The 21358-nt window shown below is 56.5% G+C and carries 22 protein-coding genes; 4 read left to right on the top strand and 18 right to left on the bottom strand.

All coding sequences use genetic code 11. The features are described 5' to 3' along the window. Window positions 1–20 precede the first annotated feature (20 nt). The 16 genes from GOV85_RS07685 to GOV85_RS07610 form a co-directional block, all read right to left on the bottom strand. Window positions 21–542, bottom strand: coding sequence for a LuxR C-terminal-related transcriptional regulator (locus GOV85_RS07685; RefSeq protein ID WP_171176664.1), 522 nt, complete (start codon window positions 540–542; stop codon window positions 21–23). Between the two features lie 55 nt (window positions 543–597). Next, a complete protein-coding gene (locus tag GOV85_RS07680; RefSeq protein ID WP_171176662.1) occupies window positions 598–873 on the bottom strand; it encodes a PepSY domain-containing protein in 276 nt (91 codons plus the stop codon). A 248-nt stretch (window positions 874–1121) separates the two neighbouring features. After that, window positions 1122–1883 carry a Phenylacetic acid catabolic protein gene (locus tag GOV85_RS07675; RefSeq protein ID WP_171176660.1) on the bottom strand — a complete coding sequence of 254 codons (762 nt, stop codon included), beginning with the start codon at window positions 1881–1883 and terminating at the stop codon, window positions 1122–1124. Window positions 1884–1896: 13 nt separating this feature from the next. Continuing rightward, window positions 1897–2970 (bottom strand): 2Fe-2S iron-sulfur cluster-binding protein, encoded by a 1074-nt coding sequence (locus tag GOV85_RS07670; protein ID WP_171176658.1) that lies wholly within the window; start codon window positions 2968–2970, stop codon window positions 1897–1899. Window positions 2971–2983: 13 nt separating this feature from the next. Then, window positions 2984–3442: a 1,2-phenylacetyl-CoA epoxidase subunit PaaD gene (gene paaD, locus GOV85_RS07665; RefSeq protein WP_171176656.1), complete on the bottom strand. Its 459-nt coding sequence runs from the start codon at window positions 3440–3442 to the stop codon at window positions 2984–2986. A 6-nt stretch (window positions 3443–3448) separates the two neighbouring features. Further along, complete coding sequence (paaC, locus tag GOV85_RS07660) at window positions 3449–4216, bottom strand: 1,2-phenylacetyl-CoA epoxidase subunit PaaC (RefSeq protein ID WP_171176654.1); 768 nt, start codon at window positions 4214–4216, stop codon at window positions 3449–3451. Next, window positions 4216–4500: a 1,2-phenylacetyl-CoA epoxidase subunit PaaB gene (gene paaB / locus GOV85_RS07655; protein ID WP_170404692.1), complete on the bottom strand. Its 285-nt coding sequence runs from the start codon at window positions 4498–4500 to the stop codon at window positions 4216–4218. Before paaB ends, paaC begins: the two co-directional genes overlap by 1 nt. Before the next feature lie 18 nt (window positions 4501–4518). Beyond that, window positions 4519–5496 carry a 1,2-phenylacetyl-CoA epoxidase subunit PaaA gene (gene paaA / locus GOV85_RS07650; RefSeq protein ID WP_171176652.1) on the bottom strand — a complete coding sequence of 326 codons (978 nt, stop codon included), beginning with the start codon at window positions 5494–5496 and terminating at the stop codon, window positions 4519–4521. A gap of 15 nt (window positions 5497–5511) precedes the next feature. After that, window positions 5512–6714, bottom strand: a complete 1203-nt coding sequence (gene pcaF / locus GOV85_RS07645; protein ID WP_171176650.1) for a 3-oxoadipyl-CoA thiolase — start codon at window positions 6712–6714, stop codon at window positions 5512–5514. A 221-nt stretch (window positions 6715–6935) separates the two neighbouring features. Next, complete coding sequence (locus tag GOV85_RS07640) at window positions 6936–7751, bottom strand: PaaX family transcriptional regulator C-terminal domain-containing protein (protein WP_171176648.1); 816 nt, start codon at window positions 7749–7751, stop codon at window positions 6936–6938. A 61-nt stretch (window positions 7752–7812) separates the two neighbouring features. Further along, a complete protein-coding gene (gene paaZ, locus GOV85_RS07635; protein ID WP_171176646.1) occupies window positions 7813–9843 on the bottom strand; it encodes a phenylacetic acid degradation bifunctional protein PaaZ in 2031 nt (676 codons plus the stop codon). Between the two features lie 117 nt (window positions 9844–9960). Further along, on the bottom strand, window positions 9961–11148 hold the full coding sequence (locus GOV85_RS07630) for a cytochrome P450 (protein ID WP_171176644.1): 1188 nt from the start codon (window positions 11146–11148) through the stop codon (window positions 9961–9963). Then, on the bottom strand, window positions 11148–12500 hold the full coding sequence (locus tag GOV85_RS07625) for a TRAP transporter large permease (protein WP_171176642.1): 1353 nt from the start codon (window positions 12498–12500) through the stop codon (window positions 11148–11150). Before GOV85_RS07625 ends, GOV85_RS07630 begins: the two co-directional genes overlap by 1 nt. Continuing rightward, complete coding sequence (locus tag GOV85_RS07620; RefSeq protein ID WP_171176640.1) at window positions 12500–13003, bottom strand: TRAP transporter small permease; 504 nt, start codon at window positions 13001–13003, stop codon at window positions 12500–12502. Before GOV85_RS07620 ends, GOV85_RS07625 begins: the two co-directional genes overlap by 1 nt. Window positions 13004–13060: 57 nt before the next feature. Further along, on the bottom strand, window positions 13061–14080 hold the full coding sequence (locus GOV85_RS07615; RefSeq protein WP_171176638.1) for a TRAP transporter substrate-binding protein: 1020 nt from the start codon (window positions 14078–14080) through the stop codon (window positions 13061–13063). A 70-nt stretch (window positions 14081–14150) separates the two neighbouring features. Further along, entirely contained in the window at window positions 14151–16184 is a 2034-nt protein-coding gene (locus GOV85_RS07610; RefSeq protein WP_171176636.1) for an FAD-dependent oxidoreductase, read from the bottom strand. Window positions 16185–16287: 103 nt separating this feature from the next. Here GOV85_RS07610 and paaG point away from each other — a divergent pair, with 103 nt between their 5' ends. Genes paaG through GOV85_RS07590 form a run of 4 tightly spaced genes read left to right on the top strand, consistent with a single transcriptional unit; the run spans window position 16288 to window position 19436 of the window. Continuing rightward, the gene (gene paaG / locus GOV85_RS07605; protein ID WP_171176634.1) at window positions 16288–17073 is read left to right on the top strand and encodes a 2-(1,2-epoxy-1,2-dihydrophenyl)acetyl-CoA isomerase PaaG; all 786 of its coding nucleotides are present in this window, start codon (window positions 16288–16290) and stop codon (window positions 17071–17073) included. A gap of 2 nt (window positions 17074–17075) precedes the next feature. Beyond that, window positions 17076–17501 carry a hydroxyphenylacetyl-CoA thioesterase PaaI gene (gene paaI, locus GOV85_RS07600; protein ID WP_171176632.1) on the top strand — a complete coding sequence of 142 codons (426 nt, stop codon included), beginning with the start codon at window positions 17076–17078 and terminating at the stop codon, window positions 17499–17501. A gap of 24 nt (window positions 17502–17525) precedes the next feature. Beyond that, window positions 17526–18836, top strand: coding sequence for a phenylacetate--CoA ligase PaaK (gene paaK, locus GOV85_RS07595; protein WP_171176630.1), 1311 nt, complete (start codon window positions 17526–17528; stop codon window positions 18834–18836). Between the two features lie 3 nt (window positions 18837–18839). Further along, complete coding sequence (locus tag GOV85_RS07590; protein WP_171176628.1) at window positions 18840–19436, top strand: TetR/AcrR family transcriptional regulator; 597 nt, start codon at window positions 18840–18842, stop codon at window positions 19434–19436. 24 nt (window positions 19437–19460) lie between these two features. Here the strand turns inward: GOV85_RS07590 and GOV85_RS07585 are convergent, their stop codons facing one another. Together GOV85_RS07585 and GOV85_RS07580 are read right to left on the bottom strand one after the other, a co-directional pair. Next, entirely contained in the window at window positions 19461–20051 is a 591-nt protein-coding gene (locus GOV85_RS07585; protein WP_171176626.1) for a hypothetical protein, read from the bottom strand. Window positions 20052–20302: 251 nt separating this feature from the next. After that, the gene (locus GOV85_RS07580) at window positions 20303–21358 is read right to left on the bottom strand and encodes an aldolase/citrate lyase family protein (protein ID WP_171176625.1); all 1056 of its coding nucleotides are present in this window, start codon (window positions 21356–21358) and stop codon (window positions 20303–20305) included.

The raw sequence follows: 21358 nt of genomic DNA, 5'->3' as shown, positions 1-21358 counted from the left end.
ACGATTTTGAGCCAAAGGCGTCAGCTTACATCCATCTCGCGCGCTTGGTGAGTTGGAGTCGCAACCAGGTTGTCGGCAAGCAAGTCATCAACAAAAAGGCTCAAAAGTTGAAGGCGGCCTGATACTCCGGCCTTTCGATAAATTGATGCACATTGTGCCTTGATCGTACCTTGTTTCGTGTCCCGGATTTCGGCGATTTCCGCAATCGCAAATCCCTTGATTGCCAGAATAGCGACATCCCGCTCTGCCTGCGTCAATGACCATGACTGAAACCGCGCCTCAAGCACCTCACCGAACGCGCCCGAGGCGACTTTCATTTGATCCTCGAGCTTGGACTGACGGTTCAGCATGCTGCGCAGCTCGATAGTAGTGAAGGCCAAACCACCAATCAGTGCAACCGTGACCAAAAGTTCAACAAGATCACTTTCCGCCAGAAAGAACGAGGAATTGGGCCAGAAATCCAACACGATATCCAAAAGAAAATAAACGCTGCAAAGAGCTTGCACCGCGAATAAGGACCATAAGAGTGTGGCACGTGTCATAGTTTGGCTTTCGGATTATGCGGGGCGCGTCCAAAGCCGGACACGCCCGTTCATGTCAGCTGTCGTCTTCGTCGTCGGCTAGTTCGATTTCAATAACCGCACCGGTTTCGGGAGAAACTTCGATCTCGTATTTCTTGCCGTTAAGGAAGGCATAGATCTCGATCTCGTCCTGTTCGGTTTCCACCTCGGAAATGGTATATCCTTGGGCCTCCAACGCCGAACGAATGTCAGCTTCTGAGGACCCAAGCACATGGCCTATATTGATCTGCGCCATCGCCAAGCCAGGAGTTACACAAGCCGCCAACACTGCCAGTTTACCAAATTTATTCATTTGCATTCCTTTCATGGATATCAGCCACCGCGAGACTGCGGTTGCCCTGATCTGTGAGGCTTGCAGGAACAACAAAATTGGACTTTTGGCAGAATTCAACCGGCTTAGGCCAAAGGTTTATGCGAAAAATGCCCGGCCTAAGGTTACAAAAACCGTTGAGAAACTTCGAAAAAAAAATAAAAAAGCTATGAATATCAAGAAAAAAAGCCCCCGTTTGAAACAGGGGCCGAATTCAGGTTCGTCAAGTCTTACGCTGGGGTGGACAGACCCAGTTGTTCAACGACCGCGCTTGCGGATTTGATCCAGCGCTCGCGTAGGGCACTGTTTTGGGTGTGGCGCAAACCGATCGATGTCAGAAACGCGAACCGTTTCGGATCATCGCCACCGAAAGACAGTGCAACACGCGGCCACCAATAATCCACAGCGCTTTGCATCTGCCTGGCCTCTCCGCCTTCTGCCAGCTTCATGGCACCTTCTAGCGCCAGGGTGCCGTGATGCGCTTCGACAGGGGCGATTTGACGAAAGACTTCTGCGAGAGGCTGATAAGAAACAGTCGAAAATTCGTCCAGCTGCTCGGCCACAGCGCGGCTCATCAAAAGGTTCATGATCACAGCGTCGGTCCAACCCGAGATCGGATAGTTGAACACAGCAAGCCGCATGTCATGCGCGCTGCGCGTTGCGCCGATATCGTCATCGCGATCCAGTCGCGCGGTCCATGGATGGTGCGTGGCGTATCGTTCGGTATCTGCGCCAAACTCGCCCATTATTTTAAGAACGCGATCTGCATGATCGGTTTTCTCAAGCACTATTTTTGCTGCCGCGATCCGTTCCTTGATGCCCGGCCCATGATTGATGATATCCGCAAAACCCGCGGCGCCTGCCAATTCGCTGTCCACAAAGGTAGCCATCAGCTTCATCAGTTCGGCGCGGTAGCGTGGCGGCACATTGGTCGGGTTGGTTAGTACCCCGCCTGCGGCCAGGTAGCTGTCGAGTGTCATGGCTTCGGTCATTGATCCTCTCCCTTTACTGGTCGTAGTCCACGGCCACACGGTCGGTCACCGGATAAGCCTGACAGCTCAGCACATAGCCCTTTTCGACCTCGTAGTCTTCGAGCGCATGATTGGCGAGCATCTCGACCTCCCCCTCGATCACGCGGCAACGGCAGGTAGAACAAACCCCGGCCTTACACGCGTATGGCGCGTCCATGGCGTTTTCCAAGGCTGCGTCCAAAATGGATTGATCCTTGGGCAGGGTCACGGTTTGGGTAGAGCCGTCAAGCGTGATCGAAGCGCTGGTCTGGTTCGCCTGCGTGCCCGTCTCTGCCATGTTTGCCGTGCGCTTTGCCCGGCCAGGTTGGGCGCTGGCAAAAAGCTCGAACTTGATCTGGCTGTCCTCAATCCCATGCTCGCGCAGCGCGGCGGCTATCCCCAGCATCATCGGCTCTGGTCCACAGATAAAAGCCGTATCCACGTTCTTGATGTCGATCCAGTGCTTAAACAGTTCGCCGCATTTTTCCTGCGTCACAAGCCCCGTGAACAAGTCGATCTCCTGCGCGTCGGTCTCAAGAATATGGATCACGTTCAGGCGACCCATATAGAGGTTTTTCAGGTCCTCCAGCTCCTCTCGGAACATGATCGAGTTGATGCCCTTGTTGGCGTAGATCAGCGTGAAGCGGGACTTGGGTTCGCGCGCCAGCGTTGTTTTCAGGATCGAAAGGACGGGTGTAATCCCCGATCCACCTGCAAAGCCGAGGTATTGTTTTTCCGCGCCCGCTTCGATTGGCACGTGAAAGCTGCCCATAGGCGGCATCGCTTGAACAACGTCACCAACGCTCAACTCTGCGTTGGCCCAGCTTGAGAAAGCACCACCTTCGACGCGTTTAATGCCAACTTGAAGAACGCCGTCATCCTTTCCCGCGCAGATCGAATACGAGCGGCGCAGTTCTTCGCCGTCAAAATCACGCCGGAAGGTCAGGTATTGACCCGCGGTGAAATCGAACTGTTCCGCTGCGCCATTCACAGGCTCAAGCGTCACAACAACCGCATCGCGGATGGTTTTGTGGATGTCGGTGACTTTCAGGTCATGAAAACGTGCCATCCGGTGCTCCTCCTCAGATGCACTTGAAATAGTCAAAAGGTTCCAGGCAGTCAGTGCAGCGCCAGTGAGCCTTGCATGGGGTCGAGCCGAACTGGCTGACTTTTTCAACAGCCTTGCTGCCGCAATGCGGACACCGTTCTGGCCCGCCCGCCGGTTGCGGTGGCGCAATGCCATAGTCTTCCAGCTTGGCGCGGCCTTTTTCACTTAGCCAATCGGTGGTCCAGGCGGGCGAAATGCTGGTTTCGATCCTCACTTCGCTGATCCCATGGTCTCGCAGCGCGGTTTCGATATCCATGCTGATGACGGAAGTCGCCGGACAGCCTGAGTACGTTGGTGTGACGGTCACAACCAACGTTCCGGCGTCCCAACGCACACCGCGAACGATTCCCAGATCCACGACCGAGATCACCGGTATCTCGGGATCGGGAACAGCATCCAACCAACTCCAGATCTGATCAGTCGAGGATTGCATCCGCTCTCACCACTTGGCTCCGGGATAGGCGCGTTGCAGCCATTGCATCTGCGTCAGCAGATGACCCAGATGCTCGGTATGCATGCGCCCGTCACGCCCGCCCTTATGGGCAAACTGGCTTTCTGGAATGCTCAGTGTTGCCTGGGTCAGTATCCTTCCGACCAAAGCGTCATATTCTTCTCGCAAGTCAGTCGGATTGGGTGCGATACCTGCGGCGACCATCTGGGCGTCGACTTCATCGCTTGCGAACATCTCACCGACATAGGGCCACAGATAATCGAGAGCTTCCTGCATACGGGCATGGCTTTCCTCTGTCCCGTCGCCCAGCCCCACTACGGTGTCGCCCGAGCGTTCGAGGTGATAGGCAACCTCTTTGCTGGCTTTGGCGGCAATGGCAGCGACACGATCATCCGCGGATGTCATCAAGCGCCCCAGCATAATCGAATGCCATGCGTCGAACAGAAACTGACGCATCAGTGTACGACCGAAATCGCCGTTGGGAACCTCGACAAGCAGTACATTGCGGAAATCCCAAGCGTCGCGCAGAAAGGCCAGATCGTCAGCGCTTTTGCCACCATCAATCTCGCCCGCAAGACCAAGCCACATCTGGGTCTGTCCGATCAGATCCAACGCAGTGTTGGCCAGCGCGATGTCTTCCTCCAGAACCGGCGCGTGCCCGCACCACTCGCTGACCCGGTGGCCAAGGATCAGCGTATTGTCCCCCATCCGCAGCAGGAATTGATGCAAAGCGTCGTTGGAAACAGAAACACTCATTACATCGCCCCCACTTCTTCGGGGATATCGAAGAAAGTTGGATGGCGGTACACTTTGCTTTCGCTGGGTTCGTACAGCGGGCCTTTATCACTGGGCGATGAGGCCGAGATGTTGTTTGCCTCGACAACCCAAATCGAAACACCTTCGTTGCGGCGTGTGTAAACATCGCGCGCGTTCTTGATTGCCATTTCGGCGTCCGGGGCGTGCAGCGATCCAACATGTCGGTGGCTCATACCGTGTTGGCCGCGGATAAAGATTTCCCACAGGGGCCATTCGTTGTTCATCGGGTTTCCTCCTTGGGTTTACTCTGCTGCCAGATTGCCGGATTGCTTCTTGCGGGCGTGCGCCAAAAGACCGTCACGCACCCATTTCCCGTCATCCCAGGCCTTGTTGCGGGCTGCCAGACGATCCACGTTGCACGGCCCGTTGCCTTTGATCACGTCGAAGAATTCCGACCAGTCAGGTTCTGAGAAATCGTAGTGCCCGCGTTCTTCGTTCCATTTCAGGTCTGAGTCGGGAATGGTCAGGCCCAGATACTCGGCCTGCGGCACGGTCTGGTCGACAAACTTTTGACGCAGCTCATCATTTGTATTGATCTTGATTTTCCACGCCATCGACTGGGCAGAATGAACCGAGTCCTTGTCGGACGGGCCGAACATCATCAGGGACGGATACCAGAAGCGGTTCATCGCATCCTGAGCCATCTTGCGCTGCTCGGGCGTACCTTCGGCCATTTTGCGGATCGCGTCGTAACCTTGCCGCTGATGGAAGCTCTCTTCCTTGCAGATACGGATCATGGCGCGCGAGTATGGTCCGAAAGATGTCCGCTGCAGCGGAACTTGGTTCATGATAGCCGCCCCATCCACCAGCCATCCAACAGCACCAATATCGGCCCAGTTCAACGTCGGATAGTTGAAGATCGACGAGTATTTCATACGCCCATCAAGCAGCATCTCGGTGATCTCGTCCCGGCTGACACCCAGCGTCTCAGCTGCACAGTAGAGGTAAAGTCCATGCCCGGCTTCATCCTGCACCTTGGCCAGCAGGATCGCCTTGCGCTCCAACGTCGGTGCGCGGGTGATCCAGTTGCCTTCGGGCAGTTGACCTACGATTTCAGAATGCGCGTGCTGACCGATCTGACGGATCAGGGTCTTGCGATAAGCCTGAGGCATCCAATCTTTTGGTTCGATCTTGATATCGGCATCAATCCGCGCCTGGAACTCTGCCAGTTTCTCCGGATCTTCGTTTGATGCTTCGGATTTAACCATCTGAGCATACATGTCCCGTCTCCTCCGTTACACGCGTTCAAGAATGAGGGCCGCGCCCTGCCCGACGCCCACACACATGGTGCAGAGCGCATAGCGACCCCCGGTTCGCTTCAATTGATAGGCCGCGGTCAGCACCAGACGCGCACCGCTCATGCCCAGTGGGTGGCCCAAAGCGATGGCCCCTCCATTGGGGTTCACGTGGGACGCATCGTCCGGCAGGCCCAACTCGCGCAGGGTGGCAAGGCCCTGAGAGGCAAACGCCTCATTCAACTCGATCACGTCCATCTGTTCGATGCTCAACCCTGCTCGGGCCAGAACCTTGCGGCTGGCGGGCACCGGGCCGATGCCCATGACACGCGGCGCAACACCCGCAACCGACATGCCCACCACACGGGCCATCGGGGTCAGACCATTCTTGACCGCCGCCGTCTCATTCGCCATCAGAATGGCTGCCGCGCCATCATTTACACCTGAAGCATTGCCCGCTGTGACGGTCTTTTCCGGTCCGTTCACCCCTTTGAGACCCGACAGCTTTTCTGCTGTGGTTCCCGGACGCGGGTGTTCATCCGTATCCACAATGATCGGGTCGCCTTTTCGCTGTGGCACCGAAACCGGAGTGATTTCATCGCCGAAAACACCCGCCGCATGAGCGGCCGCCCACCGGGCCTGGCTGCGTGCAGCAAAGGCATCCTGATCTTCACGACTGATGCCATAGTCCTCAGCCACGTTGTCGGCAGTCTGCGGCATGGAATCCACGCCGTAGTCCTGCTTCATCTTCGGGTTCACGAAACGCCATCCGATCGTGGTGTCGTGCACCGCGTTGTTGCGAGTGAACGCCGAAGTTGCCTTGGGCATCACAAACGGTGCGCGGGACATGCTTTCCACGCCCCCCGCAATGGCCAGATCGTAATCGCCTGCCTTGATGCCACGGGCTGCCATTCCAACGGCATCCATACCGCTGGCGCAAAGACGGTTTACCGTTGTTCCCGGAACGTCGATTGGCAACCCGGCCAACAAGGCCGCCATTCGCGCAACGTTCCTGTTGCTCTCTCCGGCCTGATTGGCATCACCATAGATCACATCGTCGACACTGGCCCAATCGACCTGAGGGTTGCGTTCTTTCAACGCCGCCAGTGGCAAAGCCGCAAGATCATCCGTGCGAACCGAAGACAGCGCTCCGCCATACCGCCCAATCGGTGTACGCGTCGCGTCGCAAATGAATGCGTCCATGTCCGAGGTCTCCTGTTCGCGTCAGTATTCATTAACCGTCTGGTCGGTTTTTATTAAAGTAACCGATTCGAGGCAAGCTTTATGTTACCTTTCTTTGACCACGTTCACCATTTTTGTAACATATAAAGTCAGAACTTTATCGTTGCGATATTCGGGGCCGCCTAAGGCGGTGATCCAAACAATACTTAGCTGACCGGGCGACGCTCACGTCCCGCTCGGAATCAATCGTCTAAAACGGCTTCCAGCGACGCAAGGTTCGGGCGAGGCAACCTGTCTAACAGCTGCACCACGGACTGTCGGCACTCCGCACCTTTCCAGTCTTCTGGCAGAAAGGCAGGTGGCAAAGGGGGATGGCGTAGGATAAGCCGCCGCCACCCATGAACGATCAGAACACGCAGAACGGCAGTTTGCAGGGGGTCTTCCATCCCCTTGGTGGGCAAATGATGCTCGACGAACTGAAGAGTGGTCCAGAACTGACTGTAAGCGTCTTTCAGAGGTTCAGGCCCACACAAATCTCGCATCCAATCGGGCACTGATATGGCACTGCTTTCAATCCCCAGCAGGTCTTCCAGCCCATCAGGGGCCGGGCCCGGTGCCATGGCCGTAGAGGCATTGACTGAGATATAGTCACCAATGAGCATCAGATCTGACAGTTCTTTGCGGGAACTTTCAGAACCGCTGGCGATCAGCACATGCCAGATGTCCGGCTTGTCGGTCTCACGGGAATAGATACGCGGCGCGGCGGCGGCACTTTGGCTGCGACCAAAATCCGTCAAGCGGTGCACGCTGGTGCGCCCCACCCGCGTACTTTCGATCCAACCTTCTTTCCGCAGCCGATGTAGTGCAACACGCGTCGCCTCAGACTTGATTCCGGCCAGACTGGTGAGCGCCGTGATCAAGCTGCCACTGACCCGGTCCGATCCGCTGGGCGCCAAATCTCCAAATATCGTAACCAGCACTGACCACACCCGCTGTGTGCCGGTGTTGGTCAGTTGACTGACACAGGTTTCGAACCAATCAGGGCTGATGTCTTTCATACACGAAGTATAATCGGGCCGAAGGGAATTACCATCCGGCCCATCGCAAGCATCCAAGTGGCTAGTAAGCAACCATCGTCAATAGCTCATATTCTGCGACCTGTTCGTCATCTTGCTGAGTCAGCGTGACGTGCCAACGAACTTCGCCATATTCGTCATTGCGCTTAGTTTTGGCCTTGACCGTCAGGCGCACTTTGATGCTGTCACCGGCTTCAACCGGCTTCATAAAACGCAACCCATCCAGACCGGTATTGGCCAGCACCGGCCCTTCATTTGGTTCGACAAACAATCCAGCGGCAAATGACAGCAACAAATAGCCATGGGCGACGCGACCCGGAAAGAACGGGTTCCGCTCCGCCGCCGCCTGATCCATATGGGCATAGAAGGTATCGCCTGTGAAAGTGGCGAAGTGTTCAATGTCTTCCATTGTTATGGTGCGCGGTTCCGTGTGGATGGTCTCGCCAATCGCAAGGTCATGAAACCTGCGCGTGAACGGATGGGCGGGGCCTTTGACCTCGGTCGCGCCGGGCACCCATCTGTTTCCAATCGCGGTCAACAGATCAGGTGAGCCCTGAATGGCGGTCCGTTGCATATAGTGTTTAACACCACGCACGCCGCCCATCTCTTCGCCGCCGCCAGCGCGTCCGGGGCCGCCATGCACCATATGAGGCAAAGGTGAACCGTGACCGGTGGATTCTTTCATCGAGTCACGGTTGTTGAAGTACAAACGCCCATGATACGCCCCTGCCCCAATGGCGACCTGACGCGCCACGTCAGGATCATGCGTGATGACCGACGCCACCAAAGATCCTTGCCCCCGGTTTGCCAGTTCAATCGCATGGTCGAGATCGCGATAGCCCATGACCGTGCTAACCGGCCCAAAAGCTTCGGTATCGTGTACACGCTGCGCCGCGTCAGGGTTGGCACAATGGTAAAGCATCGGCGGCAGGAAGGCCCCTTTTTCAGGATCTGCTCCATCGACCGCAAAATCATCCGGGTTGCCAAAGACACGCTCGGCCTCTTGGCCAATGATCGTCGCCTTTTCCAGAACGTCACGTTTCTGACCATTCGAGACCAATGCGCCCATGCGGGTGGTTTCAAGCCTTGGGTCGCCGATAACGGTTTTGGCCAGCCGCGCGGACAACGCCTCGATCACGGCTTGCACCTGCACCTCTGGCGCGATGATCCGACGGATTGCGGTACATTTCTGACCAGCCTTCGCCGTCATCTCGCGCTGGACCTCTTTGACGAAAAGGTCGAACTCAGGCGTACCCGGCTTGGCATCTGGACCAAGTATCGAGCAATTAAGGCTATCCTGTTCCGCCACAAACCGCACAGAGTTTTCAAGGATCACGGGGTTGGATCGCAATTTCAACGCCGTATCTGCCGAGCCGGTAAAGCTGACCACATCCTGCAGGGTCAAACGGTCCAGCATGTCGCCCAAACCGCCCGACACCAACTGAAGCGCCCCGGCGGGCAAAATACCGGAGTCCAACATCAACCGCACACACAGCTCGGTCACGTAGCAAGAATTCGTCGCCGGTTTAACGATGGCCGGAACACCGGCCAACAGAGTTGGCGCCAGTTTCTCCAACATACCCCAGACCGGAAAGTTAAACGCATTTATGTGAACCGCCACGCCGTGCAACGGGGTGCAGATGTGCTGGCCCAGAAACGTCCCGTTGCGCGATAGTTGCTCAACATCACCGTCCAGATAGACATGCCCGTCCGGCATTTCCCGGCGTCCCTTCGAGGCAAAGACAAACATCGTGCCAATGCCGCCATCGATGTCGATCATATGGTCCGACTGCGTCGCGCCTGTGTTGAAAGACAGATCATAGAGCGCCTGCTTGTGCTGGCCCAGATGCAGCGACACCGCCTTGAGCATCTTGGCCCGCTCATGAAAGGTCATCTTGCGCAGGGCCGGCCCACCGACGTCGCGCGCATAGTCCAGCATTCCTTGCACGTCCAGTTCCGCGTTGCCCGCAGTTGCAATCACCTCGCCCGTTACGGCGCTGGCAATATTGCGCGCCCCGGCACCAGGCGGCACCCATGCACCGGCGGCAAAGCTGGATATCTGTTGGATGGTCATGAGCGTCTCCTCATCAGTGTCTGGATCCTCACATCACCTAGCCGAACGTGTGAGGTCATATCTTTAACCGTACGGTCGGTCGTTATTTTTGCACAGCAACAACATAAACCGTACCCTTCAAAACTGCGCGGGAAGTCGCGCGAAACCCCGAAACCGGATACGGCCACCGCGTTCAGCACCATCGGTGATGCAATAATTCGGGAAGCGAGCCAGAAAACGCCCGACCGCCACGCGGCCCTCCATACGGGCCAAGGTCAGGCCAACGCAGGTGTGGGGTCCACCAGCAAAGGCGTGATGTTTATTGCGGCGTCGGTCCAACTTCATTTCATCGGGCCGCTCAAACTGTCGCGGGTCGCGGTTGGCGGCTCCGATGCAAAGATGGATATCTGTTCCGGCGGGAATGGTTTGGCCGTGGAAGATGACATCCTCGGTGGTCAAACGGTTGCCGAATTGGTTGGGGCTTTCCAACCTCAGAAACTCGTCCACGGCTGTGTTTATGAACTCTGGGTCGGCCAGCAACTCGGCCCGCTTGTCACGGTGCCGGTCCAGCAACTCCAGCGCGTTGCCGATCAGATTGGTCGTGGTCTCATGCCCAGCATTCAGGATGAAGATGCAGTTTTGGTACAACTCGACCTCGGTCAACCCGCCATCGGTGTCATCCTGCATCAATCGTGTCAGCACGTCCGTTGACGGGTCACCTGGATTGGCGCGACGATCATCTATGATGTGGCGCAGGAATGCTTTGAAGTCAGACACCGCACGGTTGCCCCAGTCTTCTTGGTCCGGAGTTAACTGAGGCTCCAGCGCGCCCAAAATGGCCAGAGACCAATCCCGCAGGGGCCCGCGCTCGGATCGGGGAATGCCTAGTAAGTTGCCGATAATCTCAATCGGGATGGCCCCGGCAAAATCCCCAATCAACTCAACGGTGCCCTTGGCCTGCATCTGGTCCAGCAAGCCGTCGACAAGCTGCACAAGGCCAGGCTCCATCTGCGCCAGTGCCCGCGGGTTCATCGCACCGACCATCACCTTACGAACACGGGTGTGCAAAGGCGGATCATTGAACACCAAACTGGTCGTGTGATGTTCGTATAAAGGGCTGTCGACCCCGTATTTCGGCCCGAAAACCGCCTTCTTGTCCGAAATGAACCGTGTCGTGTCCCGATACACCAGATCCAGATCGTCATAGCGCGAAAGGATGACAGACCCATCGGCTTGAAAGCAGACAGGCGTGTCTTCGCGCAGCGCGGCATAGGCCGGGTAAGGGTCCGCGTGAAAACCGGTTGGAAGTTCGGTCAGAGAGAACATCAGTGACCCATCGCTCCCATATGTTCCGGCAGAACCAGCACCAGCCATGGCACCAGAACGATCAGCGCCAGGCGGAAGATATCCGCCACCCAAAACGGCGTGACGCCCTTAAAGATGGTCCCGGTTGAGACATCCCCCACCACACCTTTCAGAATGAACACGTTCAAACCGACCGGGGGAGTGATCAAGCTGATCTCAGTCACGACAACGACAACGATGCCAAACCAGATCGGATCATAACCCAGCGATGTCACCAGCGGGAAAAAGATAGGCACTGTCAGCAGCAGCATCGACAGCGATTCAAAGACACAGCCCAGAATGATGTAGATCCCGAGGATCATCAGGATCACCATAAACGGCTCAACCTCATAGGCCGTCACCAAAGCGATCAGTGCCTCGGGAAGGCCAGCCAAGTTGATGAAATTCGAAAAGATCTGAGCTCCGATCAGAACCGAGAACAGCGCCGCAGCAGTGAAACTAGTCTCTTTCAACACTTCAAAGATGGAACCAAGGGTTAGCCCACCCCGAGACAGCGCAATCAGGAAGGCACCCATTGCGCCCATGCCAGCTGCCTCGGTCGGGCTGAAGGTCAGGTTCAGCGGATAGAAGTCAAACACCCCGTACAACCCGCCGATCACAAGGAAGAACAGCAGCAGCACGGCCCAGACCGAGCGCAGAGCCGAAAGGCGTTCGCCCCAGCCATGCCGCTCTCCTGCTGGTCCGGCGTCGGGTCTGCGCCAAACGGTCCAACGCACCGCCAGCAGATAGAACAGGATGCCCAACACGCCGGGAATTATTCCCGCAACGAAAAGCTTGCCAATCGAGGTTTCGGTCAAAAGGCCATAGATCACCAGTATAACCGATGGCGGGATCAGAATGCCCAGTGTTCCACCCGCAGCAATCGACGCCGTCGACAACTCATCCGAGTAACCGTAGCGGCGCATTTCCGGCATCGCGACTTTCGACATCGTTGCCGCTGTGGCCAGCGACGAGCCACAAATGGCAGAAAACCCACCACAGGCTGCAACCGTGGCCATGGCGATGCCGCCGCGGAAATGGCCCAGGAAGGCATTCGATACCGCATAAAGTTCACGCGCAAGGCCACCCTTGTTGACGAACAGGCCCATCAGGATGAACAGCGGCACAACAGACAGCCCGTAATCCTGCGCCGTATCGGTGATCTGGCGGCCTACCATGGACATCGCAGCCTTCAACCCACGTTCGGACAGGATGCTGCCGCCGCGTTCATATGCAAAGCCAAGCGTCCCAACTAGCCCCATCGCAAACACAATGGGCAGGCGCAGCAGCACAAGAACAAGGACAAGGGCGAAACCGATCAAAGCTGCAGTCATCAGGAGTGCTCCGACAAGGCTTGGGGGGCAAAAATGTGCAAAATCCCGGTGATGATCATCGCGATAGCAGTGATCGCGGTGAAGGCAGCGATGAACCAACCCACGTAGAAGACAGGAATCGACAGGTATTCGGTGACATCGCCGTAGTCCCGCGCCCGCTCTGCCAACACCCAGACACGCTGAATTGGCCAGATCAGCATGATGCCGGATACCAGATACACAATCGCGTCCCGCACCCGGCTCAGCCGCAGACGTGCGAAAATCCCGTCTGTCAGGTCCACGGCGATCTGTCCGCGTCCGGCCGATATTATGGGCAGGACCGAAAAGACAAGGATCGCCATCAGAATACGTGTCAGCTCAGTCGCAGCCTCGATTGGCGCGTTGAAGACAGAACGCAAGATAACGTCGAAAAAGGTCATCACCATCAGGATGAACAGCGCCACACAGGCCAGCAGCGTCGGAACGACACTGATGCGTCGCGCAAAGGTCACGAGTGAGTGCATGATTGGTCCCCGTCGGGTGAAAAGGGCTGGCGGGTCATGCCCGCCAGCCGGGCTGCATTACTGCGAAGCCATTTCATTTACGATCATGTCATAAGCGGCTTGAGCGTCGATGCCCGCGTCGTTGACTTCGTCAATGACCTTGGCGCGCACGTCGACGGCAATCGTGTTGAATTTCTCAAGATCTTCAGCAGATGCCGCGTTGATCGCGTTGCCCTCGGTGGTTTCGGTTGCTTCGCGACCGATGGCGTCGATCTCGTCCCAGATTTTGCCAATCTCGCGGCTCAGCGGTTCACCAAAGACGTTCTCTTCCAAAGCAGCCTGCAGATCTTCGGGCAGATCGGCAAAAGTGTCTTCGTTCATGATGAAGGCAAACGATCCGCGATAGAGACCACCTGGAACTTCGTAAACATTCTGTGCCACTTCCGTGAGCTTGAAGCCCTTGCGGGATTCAAAGGGCATCACAACCCCATCAGCAGCTTTCGAGGCCAGGGTTTCATAGACTTTCGGCGCAGGGACCTGAATGCCGGTCGCACCCAGAGCCGTGCCAACGTCCCCCCCAACGCCACCCGGGATACGCACCTTGAGGCCCGACACCTCATCCAGCGTGGTCACAGGGCTGCTGGAATGTAACTGGGCAGGGCCATGCGTGTGCAGAGCGATCACCTTCACACCGCGATGTTCGTCTGCCTCTTTGAGGAACTTGTCATATGTGCGCCAATAAGCGACCGAGGCGTCCTCGGCCGAACCCTCGTATCCGGGCAGTTCGATCATCTTGGTGGTGACAAAACGACCGGGTTGATAACCATGGAAGATGATCGACGCATCAGCTGCACCATCCATGATCAAGTCCATCTGCGCCGGTGGCGGCGCAATGCCCAGCTTGAGTTCTGCCGTAACCTTACCGTCTGTCGCCTCTTCAACCATCTCCACGAATTTCGGCCACATCTTGGCGTTGATGCCATGGGTCGGCGGCGCCCAGCTTGAAATGGTCAGCGTATAATCCGCAGCCAGTGCCACTGTGCCCGAAACGGCCAACGCGGCCGACGCCAATAATGTGCTTAGCTTGGTGAATTTCATGGTTCTGTCTCCTCCCTGTGAAACATGACTCGAGAATGCGTTAATGGTCGCTTTTGTAACCATCAACATATTAAAGATCCCCCGAATGGTCCGCGATCCTCCAAGAGCCGGGGTTTTCGTTCGCAACTGTCAACATCGTTGCACGCGAAATTGCGATGCCGATTTCCTTGCTGTAGTTCATTGGCCCGCCACGCCACCGCGGGAATCCATATCCATGGATTTGCACCATATCGACAGATTCCGCGTTTTCCGCGATGCGTTCCTGAACGATTAAAGCGCCCTCGTTGGCCAGAACCGCTAGAATACGCGAGGAAATGTCCTGCTCTGTAAAGCTTCGGCGGGTTATGCCCTGTTCGGCCGAGTAGGTTTCGATCAACGCCTCAACTTCCGGGTCGCGGACCGGTTTACGGTTGCCATCTTCGTACCGGTACCATCCTTTGCCCGTACGTTGGCCAAGCCGCCCCATCTCACACAATTGGTCGGCGATGGTGACATAGCGTTCATCAGGGTTTCGTGTTTCGGCGTTGCGCTTGCGGTTGGCCCAGGCGATCTGAAGACCGGTCAGATCCTGCAGCTCATAAGGTCCCATGGGCATCCCAAACGCGCGCATCGCTTGATCCACCTGATAAGGCAGCGCCCCATCGGCCAGAAGATAATCAGCCTCGCGCCGATACGCCGCCAGCATGCGGTTGCCTATGAATCCATCGCAGATACCCGAAAGAACCGACACTTTCCGCAGCTTTCTGCCCAAGGCGAAACCTGTGGCCAAAACTTCGGGCGACGTATCAGGCGTATGTACGATCTCAAGCAGCTTCATCACATGGGCCGGGCTGAAGAAATGCAGGCCAATGCAGCGAGCCTTGTTTTCTACGTCCTCAAAGATGTCTACCGGATCTAGGTAGGACGTATTCGTGGCCAGGATTGCATCCCGGTGCATATGGCTGGCAAGCTCCGCAAACACCGATTGCTTGACGGACAAATCCTCAAATACAGCCTCGATTGCCAACTCGGCATCTGCAGCAACGGCATAGCTCTCGGCAGCCTGAAAACTTGTCAGACGATTACGCAACTGCGCTTCAGAAATCTTGCCCCGTTTGACGGCCCCGTTCAGCAGAGATTCAACCCGCTGCTGAGCGGCCGATGCAGCCTCAGCGTTTTGCTCAATCAAAGTGACCGACAGCCCGCCATTCAGCGCGGCCGTCGCAATGCCTGCACCCATCAGCCCACCGCCGACAACAGCTATCCGAGTGATGTCACGGGCTGTAGAACCCTTGATCAAAGCAGGCTTGGATACGGTGCGTTCAGCAAAGAATGCGTGACGTAGCGCCCTGCTTTCAGCGCATTGGCGCAAAGCCAAGTGGCGGGCGCGTTCTTTCGGTTGCCCCTCGGCGAATGGCTCAACGGACCAACCGAGAGCGCTCAGGTTTTCCAGCGGCGATGGCTGCCCTTTGGCGCGTTTCCGCAACGCCAGACGGCTTGTTTCAAACAGATCGGGCGCAAAGTCCGGTACAGTGCGCTGACTGACAGGCAGTGGACGTTCAGGCAAGTCGGCAACAAATCCCGAAACTGCATCCAATAGGTCGTCGGCGATCAAATCAATGCCCCCGATTTCCGCCAGCGCTTCAGCTTTCATGATCTTGCCGGAACACGCCATGTCAATTGCAGCTTGCATCCCCACAAGACGCGGCAAGCGTTGCGTGCCACCTGCCCCGGGGATCAGTCCCACATTGACCTCGGGCAAACCAAAACCGGTATCCCGCGCTGCGATCCGCCACGCACAGGCCATCGCTATCTCAAATCCGCCGCCCAGCACGTTGCCGTGCATACAGGCGACAAATGGCACTTTGCTGTCTTCGATCTTCTGAACAACATCCGGTAAATGCGGCTCAATCGGCGGCACATCAAACTCGGACATGTCACCACCAGCGATGAAGGTCCTGCCAGCGCAACACAACACCGCCACGCGCGCGCCCTGAACCGCATCAACAGCGTCGGACAGCCCCTGTCGAACACCGGTCGAGGTCGCGTTCACTGGCGGGTTGTTGACCGTGACCCAAGCCACGTCACCCTTTAATTCAACACTTACCAGCGACGACTGCAACATCGACAACCCTTTTGATCGATCCAGATTCGGTACTGGTTTATATATTGACCAACCGTTCGGTTAATGCAATGATTAAGTTGGAACGAGGCCGGAAGAGAACGTCATGAGCGATACAATACTTGTAGAAAACAACGGGAACTGGGTTGAAATTACCCTGAACCGCCCAGACAAGTTGAACGCGTTCAATGAAGACATGCACGCGGCCCTGCAAGACGCATTGAAGACCGCACGCGACAACGGGGCCCGCGCAATACTGCTGACCGGTGCCGGGCGCGGGTTCTGCGCAGGTCAAGACCTGGGCGATCGCGATCCATCCAAAATGGATGGCCCTCCGGATCTGAGCAAAACGGTACGAACGTTTTATGCGCCTCTGGTCCGGTTGATCCGGTCCTTGGAGTTCCCGGTCATCTGTGCCGTAAACGGAGTCGCCGCAGGCGCAGGTGCAAATCTTGCGTTGGCCTGTGACATGGTTGTGGCTGGGGAAAGTGCCAAATTCATTCAGAGCTTTTCCAAGGTCGGCCTGATACCGGATACGGGTGGCAGTTGGCATTTGCCGCGCCTGTTAGGTGAAGCACGCGCTAAGGGGTTGGCTCTGACCGCCCAACCCCTTTCAGCCAAACAGGCAGAGGATTGGGGACTGATCTGGAAAACACTGCCCGACGATCAACTGATGAGTGAGGCACGCACGCTTACCGCGCAGTTGGCGAACGGCCCAACACTTGGGCTGGGCCTGACAAAGCAATGCATTCAATCTGCGGCCACCACATCGCTTTCGGATCAGCTTGAGATTGAGGCGGACGCGATGAAAACCTGCGGGGAAAGCGTGGATTATGCCGAAGGCGTATCCAGTTTCCTTGAAAAACGCGCGCCAAACTTTCAGGGGCGGTGACGATGACACCAAAGGAACGCGCCGAAAAATCCGCCGCTGCAATGTGGGCAAATGACGAGGCAAGCAAATGGTTCGGCATGGAGCTTGTCGAGATTGACGAAGGCCACGCAGTTCTGGCACTGACCGTCGCCAGCCATCACTGCAATGGTCATGGCACATGCCATGGGGGCGTCACCCACGCTCTGGCCGACAGCGCCTTTGCCTTTGCCTGCAATAGCCGAAACAAGGCAACCGTCGCGCAACACACAATGATCAGCTTCCTCGCCCCCGGAAGCAAAGGCGACCGCCTGACAGCCACCGCGACAGAGGTCACTGTGTCCGGACGCAGCGGTATCTATGACGTTCGCGTCACAAACCAAGACAACACTCTGATCGCCGAGTTTCGCGGCATGTCCCGCGCAGTGGGCGGTCAGAATTTTCAAGAATAGCTTCGCGACTGGAGGAGTGACGCGATGGAAGACCTTTCCCCAAACAAAGCGGATCTTGACCCGATCGAGATCGCCTCGATCGACGAAATTCGCGCCACACAGCTTGAACGGCTCAAGTGGTCCGTACGCCACGCATACGAAAACGTTGCGATGTACAAACAGCGGTTTGACGAAGCCGGTGTGCATCCCGACGATCTGCAGCAACTGACCGACCTTTCGAAGTTTCCGTTCACATACAAAAACGATCTGCGCGACAATTACCCTTTTGGCTTGTTTGCAGTTCCGCGCAGCGAGATCATTCGTCTTCACGCGTCCTCGGGCACGACTGGTAAACCGACCGTGGTGGGTTACACCAGGAATGACATCGACAACTGGGCGGATTTGGGCGCGCGTTCTCTGCGTGCTTCGGGACTGCGCAAAGGCGACATGGTCCACAATGCCTATGGTTATGGGCTGTTCACCGGCGGGTTGGGCGCCCATTATGGGATTGAACGCCTTGGCGCGACCGTTGTTCCCATGTCCGGGGGGCAAACCGAGAAACAGGTTAACCTGATCAACGATTTCCAGCCTGACGGGATCATGGTGACGCCGTCCTATATGCTCAATATCCTAGAGCAGTTCCACAAGGCCGGTCTCGACCCCCGAGAAAGCTCTTTGAAAGTTGGTGTGTTTGGTGCTGAACCCTGGACTGATGCGATGCGGGCCGAGGTCGAAGCCGCGTTTGATATGCATGCGGTCGATATCTATGGCCTGTCCGAGATCATGGGTCCTGGGGTGGCCAATGAATGCGTTGAAACCAAAGACGGTCCGGTGATCTGGGAGGATCACTTCCTGCCGGAAATCATCGACCCCGTGTCCGGTGAGGTCCTGCCCGATGGCGAAACTGGTGAATTGGTGTTCACAACCCTGACCAAGGAAGGGCTGCCAATGATCCGTTATCGCACGCGCGACCTGACATGCCTGCTGCCGGGAACTGCACGTTCCATGCGCCGGATGGCAAAGATTACAGGTCGCAGCGACGACATGATGATCCTGCGTGGCGTAAACGTCTTCCCCAGCCAGATCGAAGAACAGGTCATGGCGACGGGCGGGCTTGCCCCGTATTATCAGATCGAATTGTATAAGTCGGGCCGCATGGATGCGATGCGTGTATTTGTTGAATCCTCAACCGATTCCACCGACGAACTCTCCAAAACTGCGGCGGCGCGAATGCTGACCAAGCGGATCAAGGACGTTGTTGGCGTTTCAACGGAAATTGTTGTAGGTGACCCCGGCGACGTCGAACGCTCTCAGGGCAAGGCGAAGCGCGTCGTCGACAATCGCGATAAGGAATAGACCGTGGCCCGAACAATCGCCAAAGACCACGACCAAAAGCGGGAGCAGATCCTGAAAATGGCGGCCAAAGTGTTTGCCGATCAGGGGTTTGATCGCGCATCGATGACATTGCTGGCCAAAGAATGCGGGATCTCGAAGGCCAACATCTATCACTACTACGACAGCAAGGATGCCATCCTGTATGACATCCTTGAAACATACCTGCGCGAGTTAAGGGATCGGATCTGTAACGTGGATCTTAGCGGTTTGAACCCCGAGCAGAAGCTGCGCACAGCGGTGCGCGAAATCCTGTTTGCTTATCAGGGCGCAGATGACGAGCACCGCGTACAGATCAGCGGCATGAGCGCGCTGACAGACGAGCAGCAGAAACTCCTGCGGGGCTATCAGCTTGATTTGGTGAATTTTGTGCGCGACATCCTCAAAGAGTTGTCTCCCGAAGCTTTCGACGATGCCAAAGACAAGTTGCGCGGTGCCACGATGTCGGTCTTCGGGATGCTGAACTGGTATTATATGTGGAATACCGGCGCGGGCCCCAAAGCCCGCGAAGACTATGCCGATCTGGTCAGCACGCTGACAGTGCATGGCGTGCAAAAGCTTTAGGCGCACAACGCTGCACACAAAACGTTATGTCGCGGCTTTAGACCTATCCAGATAGGCTTGCTTTGCGATCATGACATCCTCGTCCGTCATGTCTGATCGGTTCAGTTCTAAGAAATGTTCTGAGGCCCCAACCGGTTGAACATTCAGGTTGCGGACGGGTGTCAGATCATCCGACCGTACATTCAAAATCGAAAGCACCTTGGTGACGGGAAACAAACGATCGCTCAGACCCGAGGTGTTCAGAGAGATAACGTCAGCTCGTGAAGACATATGCTCGGCGACCCGAGCCACCACGCCATCAAGGTCCGCGCCCGGGTTCAGCAGTTCAGTGTATTCGCACAGGTCTTCTTGTATTCTGTTTCCGCGAATGTTCTGCCAATACACGCTTTTGATCCAATCAGTAGTATCTCTGGTCGTGTAAAAGAATGTGATCCGCGCCTTGTTGTCTGTGAGTCTGTTGATTTCCTCACAGATAACTTCGGCAAGGATGTGCGTTTGGGCATAGGACCACACACCCTTGCGTCCCGGGATCATGCCTGCAAACTCTTCGCTGCTGATCAGCAACGGCAAGTCAGAGTGGCCATCCAACGACAGCAGAACCTGACGGAATTTCATGCGAAATTTTTCAAGCGTTCTTTCTTCCGATACCACTGAAAAACGGCGCGCGGCAACGCCAGCGTCTTTCAAATTCCGTGGCACTAAAGCATTGACTCGGGTCTTTAACCGGAAACGGTTCCTGTACAGCATCGTTTGCAGGGTTCTGGTTCCGGTTTTGTGAAACCCCTGATGGACAACAACCTTCAGCATCGAACCTACGACTCAATCAACGTGCAACTTCGGAAGTTAGAGCCACCGCATCGAAAACTTCAAGCGGTCCAATCGATGCTCAGTTCTTCTCGAAAGGCAAAGCGGGTCAAATGCGCCTCGATCACCTTTTGCCAACGACGCAAATCGCCACGCGGGCCGGTTGTGGCGGTCACCGTCAAAGTGGTTGCATCTGCTGTCAATGTCACCCGATCGCCGTCAGGGAAAGACGCGCTGCCCTGCGTTCCATCAAAGGAGACCTCGGCCTTGTGCGACCAATGTTTGCAGAGCTGCTGCAGGTATTTTGAGGCCGCGCTCGTTTGCGCAATGCCTGTTGCGGTCTGATCAGGCAACAGGCTCAGACCCGCGACAGCGGCAGACCGGATTGATTTGGCAAACAAGGTCACGTCAATGTTGGTGGCCACAAACGTCGCGCCGAGATCCAGACACTTACGTTGAAGGTCTGGATCCAGCGTCAAAATCCCGGCCGCTTTACCTGCTGCCACGATGCGGCGGATTGCATCCAGCACTGCGGCAACCACCTCAGGGTGGTTCGCATCCCCTAGATGGCCCATGTCAGCGGCGAGGTCGGCGGGACCGATAAACACACCGTCCACATCAGTCGCCAGAACATCGTCCAGCGCGTCCATGCCCTTGTTGCTCTCGACCTGCACAAGCAGGCAAATCTGTTCGTCGGCGGATTTCAAATAATCGGGTATCGCAGCGAAGCGTGACGCCCGCGCCAGCGATGATCCAACCCCACGAACGCCATGCGGCGGATATTGCACGGCCCGGACCAGTTCGCGCGCCTGATCGCCGCTTTCGACCATCGGCACCAGAATATTCTGCACTCCTGCGTCGAGATATTGCTTGATCATCCAGGTTTCGCCAATCGGCAGGCGTGCGACCGGCACACTGCCGGACCCCTCAATCACGCGCACCTGCTCCAGGATCGATTGCAGATCGTTAGGCGCGTGTTCGCCATCGACCAGCAACCAATCGAACTGCGCTGTGGCAGCGATCTCGGCCGCATAGGCATTGGCCAAACCAACCCAACATCCGATCTGCGGAGAGCCGGCCGTCAGCGCAGCCTTGAATGCATTTTGTGGCGCAGGCAT

Source organism: Ruegeria sp. HKCCA4633, from assembly GCF_013034605.1.
Classification (GTDB): domain Bacteria; phylum Pseudomonadota; class Alphaproteobacteria; order Rhodobacterales; family Rhodobacteraceae; genus Ruegeria.
The sequence above is the reverse complement of the archived record's forward strand: the minus strand, read 5'-3'. Positions and strand labels throughout refer to the sequence as shown.